Raw genomic sequence first — 14,364 nt, 5'->3', positions numbered from 1 at the left:
CTAGTCACCTCTCTTCATTTGGTGTGGCATTCGGGTTGATGACACCTTGACGAACGAGCTGTTCGATTGCCATGTCCATCGTCTGCATCCCGTTCTGCCGGTTCGTCTGGATGACGGTCGGGAGTTGGAACTCCTTCTCGTTCCGAATCAAGTTGGCGACGGCCGGATTGCCGATCATAATCTCCATCGCGGCGACACGCCCTTTCGGCACGTCGACGCGCGGGAATAAACGCTGACTAACGACACCGAGCAGGACGTTGGCGAGCTGGGTCCGAATCTGGTCCTGTTGCTCGGCCGGGAAGGCGTCGATGACACGGCTGACGGTCGACATCGCACTTGATGTGTGAAGTGTCGCCATGACGAGGTGCCCCGTCTCGGCAGCCGTCATCGCCGTCGAGATCGTTTCAAGGTCACGCATCTCCCCGAGCAAGATGACGTCCGGGTCTTGCCGGAGCGCGGCGCGAAGACCGTCGACGAACTTCATGACGTCCGAGCCGATCTCACGTTGATCGACGATGCTCTGGTCGTGCGAATGGAGATATTCAATCGGATCCTCGAGCGTGATGATCCGTTTCCGCTGTGTCCGGTTGATCTCGTGAATCATCGCGGCGAGCGTCGTCGATTTCCCAGACCCCGTCGGTCCGGTGACGAGGATGAGGCCGTACGGCTTCTCAATCAACCGCTTTAACACTTGCGGCAAATCGAGCTCGTTCATCGTCGGGATTTCCCCGGAAATGGAACGGAATGCGATGGCGACCGTGCCCCGTTGGTAATAGGCGTTGACGCGGAACCGCGACACGCGCGGGACACCGAACGAGAAGTCGAGATCGCGCTGCATGTCGAGCCGACCGCGCATCTCGTCGGTCATAATCTCTTTCAAATAGCTTTCGATATGGAGCGGCAACACTTTCTCGTCACCCATCGTGATGAGGCTCCCGTCGACCCGGATGATCGGCGGTGAGCCGGCGGTCAAGTGGATGTCCGAGGCGCGTTGTTCGACCGCTTTCGTTAAAATCACTTCAATCGACTGATGGACCATAAACTCACTCCGTTATCACTGTTCTCAATATTTCCTCGGTGTTCGTCAATCCGAGCGCGACTTTCTCAAGCCCGTCGGCGAGGAGGAAACGTACGCCTTGTGCTTTCGCATAGGCGACCATCTCGGCCTCCGTCGCCTGGTTCATGATCAGGCGGCGCAGCCCTTCATCGATCGGTACGACCTCATGGATGGCGAGCCGTCCACGATAGCCCGTGAAGTTACACGACGCGCAGCCGTTGCCGCGCATGATCCGCTCGACCGGGACGCCTTCAGCACTAAACAGTTCCTGCTCCCGTTTCGAGACCGGCTGTTCGTGCCCGCAGTCACGACAGACGCGGCGGACGAGCCGCTGGGCGACAAGCCCTGACGTCGAGGCAGCGACGAGGAACGGTTCGACCCCCATGTCAATCAAGCGGGTGATCGAGCTGATAGCCGAGTTCGTATGCAGTGTCGAGAGAACCAAGTGACCCGTCAACGACGCCCGGATCGCAATCTCGGCCGTCTCGGTGTCCCGAATCTCCCCGACCATGACGATGTTCGGGTCTTGTCGCAAAATCGACCGAAGACCGGACGCGAACGTCAAACCGACTTTGGCGTTGACTTGGACTTGGTTGATGCCATCGAGCTGGTACTCGACCGGATCTTCGACCGTAATGATATTTTTCGATTCTTCGTTCAGTTCTCGCAACGACGCATAGAGCGTCGACGATTTCCCTGACCCTGTCGGCCCGGTGATGAGGATAATCCCGTTCGGCCGTTTCAACATGTCGCGATATACGACCTCGTTCTCCTCGCCGAAGTCGAGTTTCGTCAAATCCGTCAACCCTTCCGAAGAGTCGAGCACCCGGATGACGATTTTCTCCCCATACATCGTCGGGAGCGTCGAGACGCGGAAGTCGTACGGGCGGCCCCGGAGCGTATATTTGATACGTCCGTCCTGTGGCAAGCGACTCTCCGTGATGTCGAGGTTACTCATGACCTTGAGGCGCGTCAGCATGACGCTTTGGATTTTCTTCGGATAGACGGTCTCGGTCCGAAGATCACCGTCGACCCGGAAACGGACGTGCAGCTGTTTCTCGTGCGGGTCGAAGTGGATATCCGATGCGCGCTGGTCGATCGCGCTCAAGAACAACTGATTGACGAGCCGGATGACCGGAGCGTCATCACGCGACGCCGTCTCTTCCCGTTCAAGTTCAGGTGCTTCTTCTTTTAAAATCTCGATGAGCGACGCATCCATCTCGTAAAAGCGGCTAATCGTCTTACGAATCTGTTCACGCGTAGCGATGCCGACCTCGATGTTCATTCCCGTCTGGAGACGCACGTCATCGATGGCAATCAAATCGAGCGGGTCCGCCGTCGCGATGAACAACGTGTTGCCTTGCAACGAAATCGGCATAATGTCATGTTTTTGGGCGATGACTTTCGGGACAAGCTTCGTCACGGTCACGTTGATGTCTTGCGCATATATTGAAATGATCGGCACGTTCAACTGCTCGTGTAGCACTTGAATCAATTGCGTCTCAGTCAAATAGTTCAATCGCATGAGTGCGTCCCCGAGTTTCTCTCCGGTCCGCTTTTGAGTAAGTGCTTCGTCTAACTGGTTATGCGTGATCATCCCCGCCTCAACGAGCATCTCGCCAAGCCGTTTTTTCGTTCGTCTCAACTTACTTCACCATCCTCTGTGGTACCTCCTGTTCGACGTCTCGCTGTTCGATGAACGTACTGATCGCTGCACCGCCGGAAAAACCGATGGCGAGGAGAGCCCACGCCCACCATACCCGTTCAAGCCCTTCGACGTACAGGCTATACACGCCGAGCGAGAGCACAGCGACGAGCAACGAGATGACCCCTTTCGTCTCACGCTTCCGAATGTATGGAATCGACAAGGCGAACACGGTCAATGTGGCGAGTACCCAAAAGACAATCAAAATCAAATACCCGATCATCCGACTGCCCCCTCACTTGGCACCGGGTCATCTTCATACACCGGTGGCTGTTCTTCAAACTCATTCAATCCGTCATCCTCTACATCGTCATCGAACGGGTCATCTTCCAGTGATTCGTCCGGAAAAGTTGGAATCACCGGCTCGACCGGTTCAGGAGGCGGGAGCGGGACGGAACTTTTCGTCACGATTTCCGGGATTGGCTCGTAAAAATCAAATCCGAGCAGCTCAAGTGACTCGCCAGTGTCCGTGATGCGGACGCGATACAATTTTCCTGACTCCCCGGTCTGCCCGGACTGTGTCACAGATGAACTGCCTGCCGTGAGCGACGGCGAGAAGCGGACGATGTTTTGATAGGGGACAGTCGACACGTCTTCGACGCGCGATTCATAAGCGCCGACAAACGGTTTACCGAGTAACTGCACCGTCACGGCGTTCCCTTCCTCTAACACGATGAGCGCGTATGGTGTCTGTTCCGTGTTCTGCACGGCGAAGTTCGAGCGTTCGTCGACTTTGACATCATAGCCGAGCTCGATATCAGCCGGCAGCGTCTCATGTTGCACGCGTTCCAAAATTTGAAACGGTGTCGCCGCGAACAATTGATACATGGAGGATCCGAGCGTGCTGAGCGCCTCAAAATCCTCCCCAAACGCTTTTAAGCTGAAGATGTCACCGGCTTCCATCTCGAAGCCGTTCATCCGGTCGAGCGCCGATCGCATCGCTGGCGTCGGGCTGACCGTGATCGAGGCGACGACGTCGCTCTCTGTTGCCGTCATCTCGAGCATCACGTCTGAATTTAAGTTCGAGGCCGCTTCGATGAGCGGCGGTGTCACCATCGAAAGCGTCACCGGTTGGTTAGTTAAGTATGGCGTCAACCGCTCTTCGTCGACCGTCGTGATGAGCGGATATGTATCCGATTCAGTGACCGCCTCGAGTGTCGCGTCTACGTTGAACGAGACGACGTCTTTTCCGACTTCGAGTGCCGTCCCATCGACGAGCGTCACCGTGAACGGCGCGTTGTTGAAGTCTTTGATGGCGTTATCGAGCCGAACGACCGCTTCTTCTTTCGTCATTCCCGACACATCGATACCGGCTACAGTCGTCTCTTTATATGTAACACTCGTCTTTGCTGAGGCGTCGAGATAGTTCACGAGCCCAATCGTCGGCAATGACACGAGTAGGACTAACCCGGCTAGGATGAACAGGTGCATCCCATATCGCTTCATTCCATTTCCCCCTCTATTTCAAGTCAAATGAGACTTTTGAATGACTATCCGTTCCCACTGTAACTTTAGTATAATATGCATTGTACAGAAAATAACAATTATTTCAGGTTAAAAGTCTCTTTTTTCCTATCCTTAAATTATTTTTGAAAAGGAGGTCAACGCGGTGGACCGTTCCGAACAAGGTTTCACGCTCGTCGAAGTGCTCGTCTCGATTGTCATTCTATCTATCGTCTCCTTTTCCTTATTGAACATTTTTAGTCAAAGTTTGAAAACCACAAACGATAGTTTGAATCGAACCATTGCCAACCAAGTCGCACAAAACACGTTACATACACTTGATCGGCGAGCTTCAACGCTACAAGACGAGTTGTCCCTATCAAAACTTGTCCCGAGTGGGGCATCTTGTCCATTTTGTACAGAGATTAACGGACAAACGTTCCAAGTTGACGTAAACGAAACGCAATCGATTCAACTCGACAATACGCTTGAAATTGAAGTGTCCGTCATGACGGACACGATGACCACACCTGTAAGTCTGAAAGGAGTGATATCAAATGCCACGTTACGTGAACCGTTCCCCGAAACAGCTGTTCCAGAAAGTGAAGACGTTCAGTAAAAAATCAGATGGTTTTACATTAGTTGAACTGCTTGTGACAGTAGTCGTGGCATCAATTTTGAGCGGGGCAATTATTACAGCTTTTCTATCAGGCACTCTAGGGTTTAGATTGACAAACGAGACGAGTGAACTGCGAAGTGAAGCCGACTATTTAGTCTCTTCCATCTTATCAGAAGTGAACCGCAGTGAATTCGACGCGGTCACAATGATCGATGACACTTATCAGTTTCATCGACTTTCCGAACCAAAGATTTCATCGGCAGGTATGATTTATCGCCAAGCCGGTTATGAATCGATTGCATTGAACTTATCTGATTCATCTTATACACCAAGTAACCCAAACGTTATACTCGAGCGAATCTCGATTCAGCTACTTGATCCCGTTTATGACACGCGTCGTCCACGTTATATGACCAGTGGACTGTTTGAGATCGAGCTCGTATTGTCTTTGGCTGAGAACCCTGATTCAACCAGAACGTTTAAAAGTGCTATCCCATTTTAAAAGAAGGAGGTCCTCATTATGCATAAGCGAGAAGAAGGATACGTCCTCGTCCTCGTCCTTGTGACGATGGCGGCACTCGCTGTGTTATCACTCGCCGCCATGCAAGTCAACCTTGTGACAAATAAATTGACGAACATCCGGACTGAAGATACACAACTAAACGAAGACGCAAGAAGTGCGCTTAACTTAATTGCAGCAGACGTGCGGAATCGTTTTCCGCTTCATGATGCAAATCGCGTACCGGATCATATGACTTCTGAGACTGCTTTTAATGACGCGATTCAAGAGACACTTGTTTCCGACGAACCGTTTGTGCAGTTTAATGAAACGAGTGACAGTGCGATTACGTACTCAATCCGATTAAAAGAGGATGACGAAGCTAATCTCCTCAACACCGCACCATTCACTAAAATATTACAAGTGAACGTCGTGGCTAGCCGCCAAACGAACCCTGAACAGCCACGTTTAAAGGTCGAATACACTCAAGATTTATATTTGACCGCGTTACCATCATTTTTATATTACGTACTTGGTTCAGACCAACAGCTGTCGGTAAATGGGATGCCGACTGTGAAAGGGAATGTCTATTCTGGGGGGCCACTATCGTTCAGCCGTACTGCCGAATACAAATTGAACGGGGAGAAGAAACAATTATCGAATATATCCTCAAGCTTATTACATTTAGATGGTCGAATTGATTTGCAAAATGTAAATGACTGTATGAGCTGTAGCGCGCAAAGTTACTTTACTACCGGCCAAGAAATCGCGGGAGAAACAGCCGACTTCGGAATTTCACAAAGTCAATTTTCTCCATTTCAATACGAGTACTCCATCATCGAGTTTCTAAATCGTCATATCGACCGTGCAATCGAATATACGAATGATGTGAAAACCGCTATTTTTGATAAAAATATAATTGCATCGACCGACAGAGCCTTTGAGGTCGAACGAGTACTGTCTGAAGATGGATTGACGGTCGTCGAGCGTCCGACATCTTATGTGGATGCTAATATATATAACCGTTTTTCAGAACCAACAATCATTCAATTACCGTCCAACTTATCGGATCGCCCAATGTATGTCACAGAATCCATTGCGCCTCAATCGACGCCATTATTGTTCAAGGGGGATGTTGTTATCGAGTCGACGAGCCAGCTGACGATTGAACGCCCGTTAATCGTTCAAGGTAACTTGACCATCCGTGGAGATGTTTCATTTGCCTCAACGGTGTATACACTAGGCGACACATTCATCGATCGCGCCAACATCCTACCGATTAATGAATCAAAAGGAAACTCACTTGTTTTATTGTCGAAAGGAAAAATTTTATTGAACCGTATCAACGAATTCGATGAAACACCTACGACACTCCAGGCTTTCCTATATAGCGATTCAATGGAACCGACCTTTGTATACGCTGTTGGTTCCACATTACAAATTAATGGAGGTTTATACAGCAAAGGTCCGATGTATGTTAACGTCTTCCGTGGCTCGTTTAGTAATGAAGATGCATTGACTCCTGAAGCATATTTTGACAGCCATATTCCTAGTCACGATGCTACATTGTCCCGTCTAAATCTAACTTATAACGATGCCGTCTTTAATCAATTAAACACGCTCCCTGTAACGAATCAACTTCAATTTTTTGTGAGCAATCCAGTTCAAATTCAATAGAAACCGTGCACTACTCAAAGCCTGTGCTGGGCCATGCCCTTAGACACTTAGAGATGGGTGATTTCTAGCATAATTAGACTAAAACAAGGACAGTCCATTTCGGACTGTCCTTGTTTGTTAATTCAGTTCATTCTGTTTATTCAGTAGCGCCTCTAACATAAGTTGTTGATCCATTTCTGAAACGATGGGCTTCAGTGCTTCAAACGGGATTACGCTTGCTTCCATCCGTCCCAGCAAGTCGATGAACGCCTCTGTATTTCCATCATAAACGGTACGCATCAGTATTTGAGGGTGGTCATTCAAAAATGAGGTGTCAATTCGTTCATGAGCAAAACGCCACTTTTCAGGTTCATCGTTTAAACTGTACAACCCCTCGATTAACGTCTGCGACGGACTCGCTACTTCGAGTTTCGCCCCAGCCTCAATAATCTGTTTGAATTCTGTGAATGTCATCAAATCTGCAAGATATACCCATTGTTCATCCGATAACGCCGCCCCATGTTCGTAGAGCAGAAGCGAAGACTGCACATCAAATTGGTCAATCGCTACGTTCATCCATTCAGCATGCACGGTTACAAACGGCCGGCTGAGCGTTTTTTCTAGTTGCTCCACATCACCCTGCTCCAATGCATGAACCGCTTGTTGATTTTGAAAAAAGGTATACCCCCACACACTTGAACCGACTACTAGCAAAATGGCGAGAATTATAGAAATCTTCACATTCATCAATAGTAGTCTCCTGCGTCATCGGGCGAACCTGGATTCGGGTCATTTCCTTCACGTACCCGTACATAAAATTCACGATACAAAACGGATGGACCTTGATTATCGGGGAAGAAACGACTCACATCTTCAGTAGCGATTTGAACTTTAGCTAACCCTGGTTTTTTTAACTTGAGTGTCGTTTGATCAACGACTTCAATGACGTCTGTGCCTTCAGCCACTTTCATCCCAAATCCTCGAACGTTGGCTGTCTCTGGTAAGAAGGTCGGTTCATACACGTATGGAGAATTTTCCATGTATAGCTCGATGTTCGGTGCCAATACATCTTGTGGGTACTCTTTAATAGCAAGCATCGCGGTCACTTGTTGCGATGTAAATCGCTCTAGCACACCTATGACTGGAATGAGACGACTCACCTGCCCTGTCCCGTGAACCGCTTGAACAGTCACTCCATCATTTTGCGGATTCATGAGCGTCAACTCTCTCGTATCAGCTGGGAGCGTCCATCGAACCGGCAATTTCACAAAGCCCGTCTGTGTCATCGTAAGCTCTGTTGATTGACGAATCATCTCTCCATCTTTGTCTCGATAGACCCATAACGTATCTTGCGTCGGAGCAACACTGAGCGATGGTAATCCGACTTCAACAGTCACTGTAATCGGTGCAACCTCTCGAGTCATCGGTTGGTTCTCAAGTGAAATTTTCACTTGTGCGGTTCCAGGCGTATTTCCCTTCAGTGTAAGTGTTCGCTTTGACTGTTCCGCAATCGCAACCACATTTTGACCAGCTACAACCTCAAACTGGAAGTTGCGATAGTTTTCATTCGCTGTCTTGATTGAGGGTTGTATAGTACCATTTTCTCCAACAAGTAATTTTAATGAATTTGCATTAAATTGTGTCGGTGGATCGTCGACAATGACTTCAATTTCATTTGATTGAACCGTTTTCCCGGTGACAGGTGACGTGTATTCTACACGAACACTAGATCTACCAGGCTTGAGTCCCTTTAACGTCGCACTATTGTCCACATAGCTCGGTGTCAATTCAACAACATCGGAACCAATGCGCCATTTCAAATCTAGTTTTCGCGTTGTCTTTGGCGTGATGATTGGCGTCAATTGACGAATCTCGTTCATATTTAAATAAACGGGACCATCAAGTCGGAGTTGTTCAATCTCTTTTTCAAGAATGGCTGTATTGACGGCCGTCAAATTACCTCCTCCACGCTTTTGAACGTCATGTTTATCATTACCTTTTGAACTATGTTCTGCATCAAATACGTAACTGAATGTTCCTTTGTCAAACGAATACGTTCCTACCTGGTCAGCTTTCAATTGAAGTTCCATTTCTGTGTCGTTCACTTTACAGCTTCGATCACCTCGTTCAATCACACATGATGCCTGAATAGAGCCGATCACTTTGTTATCGACGACACGCCAGCCTTTCGGCAAAGCATTTGAGACGACAGAATAACCGGTTGGAATGTTCTCTTCAATACTGATTTCCCAGGCAAACTGCTTATAGGCATTTCCATTCGGAGACTGAATGAATGGAACCATACGATTGAGATTATAAGTGAGCGTAACATCAGATCCGACTTCTGTCGTCAATGGAGTAATCGTCCGAGAAACAAACGCGGCTTCCTCTGATGCTAACACATCTACCGCAAACGTTTCAGAAGAAGTGATTGCACCTTTTTCGCGTTTCTCTCTCGTTTCAATACGAACGTTCAATGTAGAGCCAGCCGGAGCTGTGTGGTCGTAAAAGAAACCTGTCGCCTCATCGTTTCGTACACTGGCGAACTCACCTTTTTCCTTCGGATATACTTGTTCACCGTCTACAAGAACGCGAGTTTCTAAAAACTGGTCTGCAAAATCATAGTCGATAGACTTCCAAGACAAGTAGAGTGGTTCAATGTCATATACGGTCCGCTCCTTCGCCTCATTCGCGACTGGTGCGAGCACTTCAATTTTTGGAGCGTGGTTCGAACCGATAAAGGCGCGGAACATTGTATTAATGAAAATCTCTTTTTCATCTTGTTCGTTAAACGTCTGGACGTGGCCTGCACCAGAATACGTTAAGTTACCGACCGTGTACATATAATAATGATTGGCACTATCGCCAGCTGTTCGGTTATTACCGACCAAGTTGAACCACGTCGTCAATTCTTCATTTTCTAAGTCCAATGAAAAATATTGATTGTGGGTTGTTTTTATTTTTTTCGTAGCTCCCGCACTACCACTTAATTTGTAAGGATATTCTGTGAATAATCCAGTCGCCGTTGGGACGACCGACGTCGAAGTGTTTTGCGCATAAATCCCCATATTCGTATATTCACGCGTTGCAAAGCGAGAGGCAAAGTTTGATTCCCATCGGTTGATTGATTTGAATTGTCCGTTCGTTTCGGTTCGATATAACATGTCATGGGTGAACATGACACCACGACCTTGATCCATGAATTTAAGAAGCTCTGCGTGGAAACAGTCATTCGTCAATCCTGAAATATACGAATCTTTAAATCCGAAGATAATCAAGTCTTTTGAATAAAGCCATGCCTCATTTCCCTTCATATTCTGTCCACAAACGCGATCAATGAGTTTTTTATAACTGATTGTTTCTAATTCAAATTCATAGAGGTCTCTAACCTCGAGCATCTCATTGTTTGTAAACGTATTTCGTAAATTCCCGGTCGTCGCTGTGTCAGATGTATCGGCTGTGACTTGCAACACTTTCGCTACCGCCTTCTCATCTTTCAACAAAAATCGACCGGTTTGATAGGAATACGTATTGACACTAGAGTCTTTCAATACTAACTTCCAATACCTCGGGCTCGTATAACTTGGTGCATCGATTTGATAGTTAAGGGAGCCTGCTTCTTCAGCTGGTAACGTTTCGACACGTTCATTCGAAGTGAATCGATCGTTGCTGTCTAGGTCGATGAATAGTTCGACTGTCGCGTCGGCTGAAGGGGCGTTCTCAAGCTCATATTTGAACGTGATTTCTTTCCCACGCTCAGCTGGAACGATTGAAGAAACCGATTTCACATCGACTAAAGACGTCAATGTATTGGCTCCTTGTGTCGTCACAACTTGTTTTACTTTATTCGGTTTGTTTGAATTGAAAAATGTATTCAATAATGTCTTCGCTTCTTCTATCGTTGTGAAAACGGTCGCTTGAGTCTGCTTTAACAAATGAAACTTTTTCGATTGATTACTTGTGGTGACGAATACATCCTCATGAAGCAATACTGGAACGCCATTCGCAAGGAGTTCACGTTGCAGCTGTTGCACTTTCAATTCGGTGATGTCATTGTCATGTTCAGTCGTGTTATGCGATTGACTCGTAATCGGTCGGATCGCATTGGCTCCTTTTAACTCTGCATCGTACGTGACAGTGCTAGCGCTATACTTCTCTTGGGTAGCTGTAGCCCGTGATGGACCGAAGACGACCGCATCGTATTTCCCTAGTAAATCTTCGCGAGAGGCATTGAATTGTTTCATCGTCATCGTCTGAACGGTGTATCCTGTGCCTAAATCAAGTTGTGAAGGAATTTTGTATGTCACGCTCGTTGTATTTTTATTTGTTTCCGCTATGTCAGTTAATTCTAAAATGACCGGTTTCACTACTGTATCAGCTGACACCGTTGTATATACTTCAAATATAGTTGAAATAAGGAGTGATGCTAAGAAGACGATTGCGGTAAGTGCCGCTACGGGTCGTTTCAATCTTCGTTGACTGAGCATGATGCGTTTCCTCCTTGGAATATAAAATGATATGGACATACGTTCTCATACTCATTCATACTCTTTAACCAACTTGAAAACAAGTTCATTTTTTCAAACTTTGGAAATAGGTTCTTACCTCGCTGATAAAGTAGAGCGACCCCGTCACGACGAGTGTCTCAGATTTCGGTGCTTCCAGCCATGCGGCCAACCACTCCTGCCAGTCCACGTACCGGGCCCCGTCGGCAATCAGACTTTTTTTCGTCCGGGTGCGCGGGAAATCGAACGTCGTCTCATAGACGTCCGCGACCGTCTGGAGCGACGCGATCATCGCTTCCCGGTCCTTATCGACAAGGATGGCTGCGAGGACGGTCACGTCAGGCTCAAGTTTCAGCTGCTCGATGAGCGCGGCGACACCTTCCGCGTTATGTGCCCCGTCAAGCACGATGCGCGGCTGTCTCGAGACGAGCTCATAGCGGCCCGGATGTTGTGCCGATTCGAGCCCTATCCGAATCGCTTCCGTTTTCCAACCGAGATGACGGGCCACGGCGACGGCACATGCTCCGTTATACGCTTGATGGTGTCCCGTCAACCCGAGCGTCACCGTCGACAACCCATCATAGGTCACCACTGTCTGCGCCCCGTCCTCGATGGAAGCGACGAACGATGTGACGTCGTGAACCCACGCGTCCATATCGTTTCCTTGTTCTTCGAGCAACGCAATCAACCGTTTTTCGGTCAAACTATGGAACATCGGCACGCCCGACTTCATGATGCCGAACTTCTCGAGCGCGATCTCTTCGAGCGTGTCGCCGAGAATTCCTTGATGGTCGTGTCCAATCGACGTCACGACCGTCGCGAGCGGTCGCGTCAACACGTTCGTCGAGTCAAGCCGGCCGCCAAGTCCGACTTCCCAGATGACGAGGTCAGGCTGTCGTTCATGGAAATAGAGCCACGCCATGACCGTCAACAGTTCGAACTCTGTCAACGTCTCCGGTGATGCGCTCGCACAGTCACGGACCCGGTTGGCGATCCGGACAAGGTCGGCTTCTCGGATCGGTTCCCCGTTCAACATGATCCGCTCCTCGAACTGGATGATGTACGGCGAAATGAACGTCCCGACGTTCAATCCTTCCGCAAGTGCCATCGCTCGCAAGAAAGCGACCGTCGACCCTTTCCCGTTCGTCCCCGCCACGTGAATCGACGGCAACTCCTCGATTTGTAACGCGTTTAACATCCACTCCATGCGTTCCAGTCCGGGCTTGATCCCGAACCGTAGCTGCCCGTTCAGCCATTCCAATACGTCTAGTCTCGTCTCCATCTTCCATCACTCCTGTTTTCACACTTCCCTCTCATCTTACCAAAATTCCTGAAGACCGACGCAAGGAATCGGCTGTGCTATACTCGAGGCGAAGAAGGGGGAATGACCATGACAACGAATTGGAACTTCGAGGCGACCTACCTCGATCTCCGTGATATGTTTTACGACCGGGGACCGGTCCATCCGGTCGACAAGCCCGAGCTCGTCCTGTGGAACGAAACACTCGCTAAGACGCTCGGCCTCGACGCCGAAACGTCTCAAGACATCGCACTGTTCGCCGGGAATCGTCAAACCGACACGTCGTTTTCGCAAGCGTATGCCGGTCATCAGTTCGGCCATTTCACGATGCTCGGGGACGGGCGGGCGCTCGTGCTCGGGGAACACGTTGCCCCGAACGGGAAACGTGTCGACGTTCAATTGAAAGGCTCGGGCCCGACCGAATATTCGCGTGGCGGCGATGGACGGGCCGCCGTCGGCCCGATGGTGCGTGAATTCCTCATCAGTGAAGCGATGCACGCCCTCGGCATCCCGACAAACCGGGCGCTCGCCGTCGTCACGACGGGTGAGCCGATCATGCGCCAAGGACCGAAGCATGGGGCCATCTTGACACGCGTGGCCTCGAGCCATTTACGTGTCGGTACGTTCCAATACGCCGCTGCGGCCGGATCAATCGATGACGTCGTTGCGCTCGCCGATTATGCGATTCAGCGCCACGACCCGGACCTTGCAGGACAACCCAATCGCTATGAACAGTTCCTCGGTCGCGTCATCACCCGGCAGGCGAAACTGATCGCGGATTGGCAACTCGTCGGCTTCATCCACGGCGTCATGAATACGGACAACACATTCCTAAGCGGTGAAGGGCTTGATTACGGCCCGTGTGCCTTCATGGATACGTATCACCCGAACACTGTCTTTAGCTCGATTGACCGCAAGGGACGCTACGCCTATGCGAATCAGCCGTATATCGGGTCATGGAACTTGGCCCGCCTCGCCGAAACGTTGCTCCCGCTCCTCGCTGACACACAAGAAGCAGCCGTCGATATCGCCAACAAACTGTTGAACGACTACACGGAAACGTATAAAGACGCGTACTTCACCGGTCTGGCCCATAAAATCGGGCTCTACGTCCGTAAAGACGGGGATGATGCACTGACGGACGAACTGCTGCGGCTCATGTTGGAGTCCGAGGCCGACTTCACGAACACGTTCCGCGCGCTCACGCTCGGTGACACGGACGCGCTCGTTTTTGCTAAACAGGACGACGGCAAGGCGTGGCTCGCCGCTTGGCGGAAACGACTCGGGGAGCAAGGTCTCCCGGATGAAGACGTCACCCGGCTTATGCGTCAGCACAATCCGGCCGTCATCCCGCGCAACCATCACGTCGAGGCTGCCCTCACGGCAGCCGAACGCGGTGACTTTGAACCGACCCATGCTCTGCTCGATGTCTTACGAAATCCGTACGATTACGAAGCCGACTACGGGCGCTACGTCTCACCGGGACCTCCGCGATCATATCCGTATCAGACATTTTGTGGCACATGAACCATCTCGCTTTTGCGGGATGGTTTTTTGTAGGAACCTTTTGCGATTCGCCA

At 49.7% G+C, this 14,364-nt stretch carries 11 protein-coding genes; 4 read left to right on the top strand and 7 right to left on the bottom strand.

Annotated elements, in window-relative coordinates; translation table 11 throughout:
- Positions 1 to 4: 4 nt before the first annotated feature.
- From EVJ33_RS00560 to EVJ33_RS00545, 4 genes are read right to left on the bottom strand one after another with little or no spacing between them, the layout of a single operon-like run.
- The gene (locus tag EVJ33_RS00560) at positions 5 to 1,039 is read right to left on the bottom strand and encodes a type IV pilus twitching motility protein PilT (protein ID WP_131433512.1); all 1,035 of its coding nucleotides are present in this window, start codon (positions 1,037 to 1,039) and stop codon (positions 5 to 7) included.
- 4 nt (positions 1,040 to 1,043) lie between these two features.
- Positions 1,044 to 2,702 carry a GspE/PulE family protein gene (locus EVJ33_RS00555; RefSeq protein ID WP_131433510.1) on the bottom strand — a complete coding sequence of 553 codons (1,659 nt, stop codon included), beginning with the start codon at positions 2,700 to 2,702 and terminating at the stop codon, positions 1,044 to 1,046.
- Position 2,703: 1 nt separating this feature from the next.
- On the bottom strand, positions 2,704 to 2,985 hold the full coding sequence (locus EVJ33_RS00550; RefSeq protein ID WP_131433508.1) for a hypothetical protein: 282 nt from the start codon (positions 2,983 to 2,985) through the stop codon (positions 2,704 to 2,706).
- Positions 2,982 to 4,208: a G5 domain-containing protein gene (locus tag EVJ33_RS00545; RefSeq protein WP_131433506.1), complete on the bottom strand. Its 1,227-nt coding sequence runs from the start codon at positions 4,206 to 4,208 to the stop codon at positions 2,982 to 2,984. The genes EVJ33_RS00550 and EVJ33_RS00545 overlap by 4 nt, the downstream gene beginning before the upstream one ends.
- Before the next feature lie 163 nt (positions 4,209 to 4,371).
- On the opposite strand from EVJ33_RS00545, the gene EVJ33_RS00540 reads away from it, so the two are divergent.
- From EVJ33_RS00540 to EVJ33_RS00530, 3 genes are read left to right on the top strand one after another with little or no spacing between them, the layout of a single operon-like run.
- Positions 4,372 to 4,824: a prepilin-type N-terminal cleavage/methylation domain-containing protein gene (locus EVJ33_RS00540; RefSeq protein WP_131433504.1), complete on the top strand. Its 453-nt coding sequence runs from the start codon at positions 4,372 to 4,374 to the stop codon at positions 4,822 to 4,824.
- Complete coding sequence (locus EVJ33_RS00535; protein WP_236634488.1) at positions 4,763 to 5,326, top strand: prepilin-type N-terminal cleavage/methylation domain-containing protein; 564 nt, start codon at positions 4,763 to 4,765, stop codon at positions 5,324 to 5,326. Before EVJ33_RS00540 ends, EVJ33_RS00535 begins: the two co-directional genes overlap by 62 nt.
- A gap of 18 nt (positions 5,327 to 5,344) precedes the next feature.
- Positions 5,345 to 7,000, top strand: a complete 1,656-nt coding sequence (locus EVJ33_RS00530) for a hypothetical protein (protein WP_131433502.1) — start codon at positions 5,345 to 5,347, stop codon at positions 6,998 to 7,000.
- 117 nt (positions 7,001 to 7,117) lie between these two features.
- Here EVJ33_RS00530 and EVJ33_RS00525 read toward each other — a convergent pair whose 3' ends face one another.
- The 3 genes from EVJ33_RS00525 to EVJ33_RS00515 all read right to left on the bottom strand — a co-directional run bounded on the left by EVJ33_RS00525 (position 7,118) and on the right by EVJ33_RS00515 (position 12,766).
- Positions 7,118 to 7,726, bottom strand: coding sequence for a hypothetical protein (locus EVJ33_RS00525; protein WP_131433500.1), 609 nt, complete (start codon positions 7,724 to 7,726; stop codon positions 7,118 to 7,120).
- Positions 7,726 to 11,019, bottom strand: coding sequence for a DUF5057 domain-containing protein (locus EVJ33_RS00520; RefSeq protein ID WP_161566883.1), 3,294 nt, complete (start codon positions 11,017 to 11,019; stop codon positions 7,726 to 7,728). The genes EVJ33_RS00525 and EVJ33_RS00520 overlap by 1 nt, the downstream gene beginning before the upstream one ends.
- A 532-nt stretch (positions 11,020 to 11,551) precedes the next feature.
- Positions 11,552 to 12,766: a bifunctional folylpolyglutamate synthase/dihydrofolate synthase gene (locus EVJ33_RS00515; RefSeq protein ID WP_131433496.1), complete on the bottom strand. Its 1,215-nt coding sequence runs from the start codon at positions 12,764 to 12,766 to the stop codon at positions 11,552 to 11,554.
- A 108-nt stretch (positions 12,767 to 12,874) separates the two neighbouring features.
- On the opposite strand from EVJ33_RS00515, the gene EVJ33_RS00510 reads away from it, so the two are divergent.
- Positions 12,875 to 14,311 carry a protein adenylyltransferase SelO gene (locus EVJ33_RS00510; RefSeq protein ID WP_131433494.1) on the top strand — a complete coding sequence of 479 codons (1,437 nt, stop codon included), beginning with the start codon at positions 12,875 to 12,877 and terminating at the stop codon, positions 14,309 to 14,311.
- Positions 14,312 to 14,364: the final 53 nt, after the last annotated feature.

Source organism: Exiguobacterium sp. SL-10, assembly GCF_004337025.1.
Lineage (GTDB): Bacteria > Bacillota > Bacilli > Exiguobacteriales > Exiguobacteriaceae > Exiguobacterium.
This window is presented reverse-complemented; position numbering and strand designations above follow the sequence as displayed.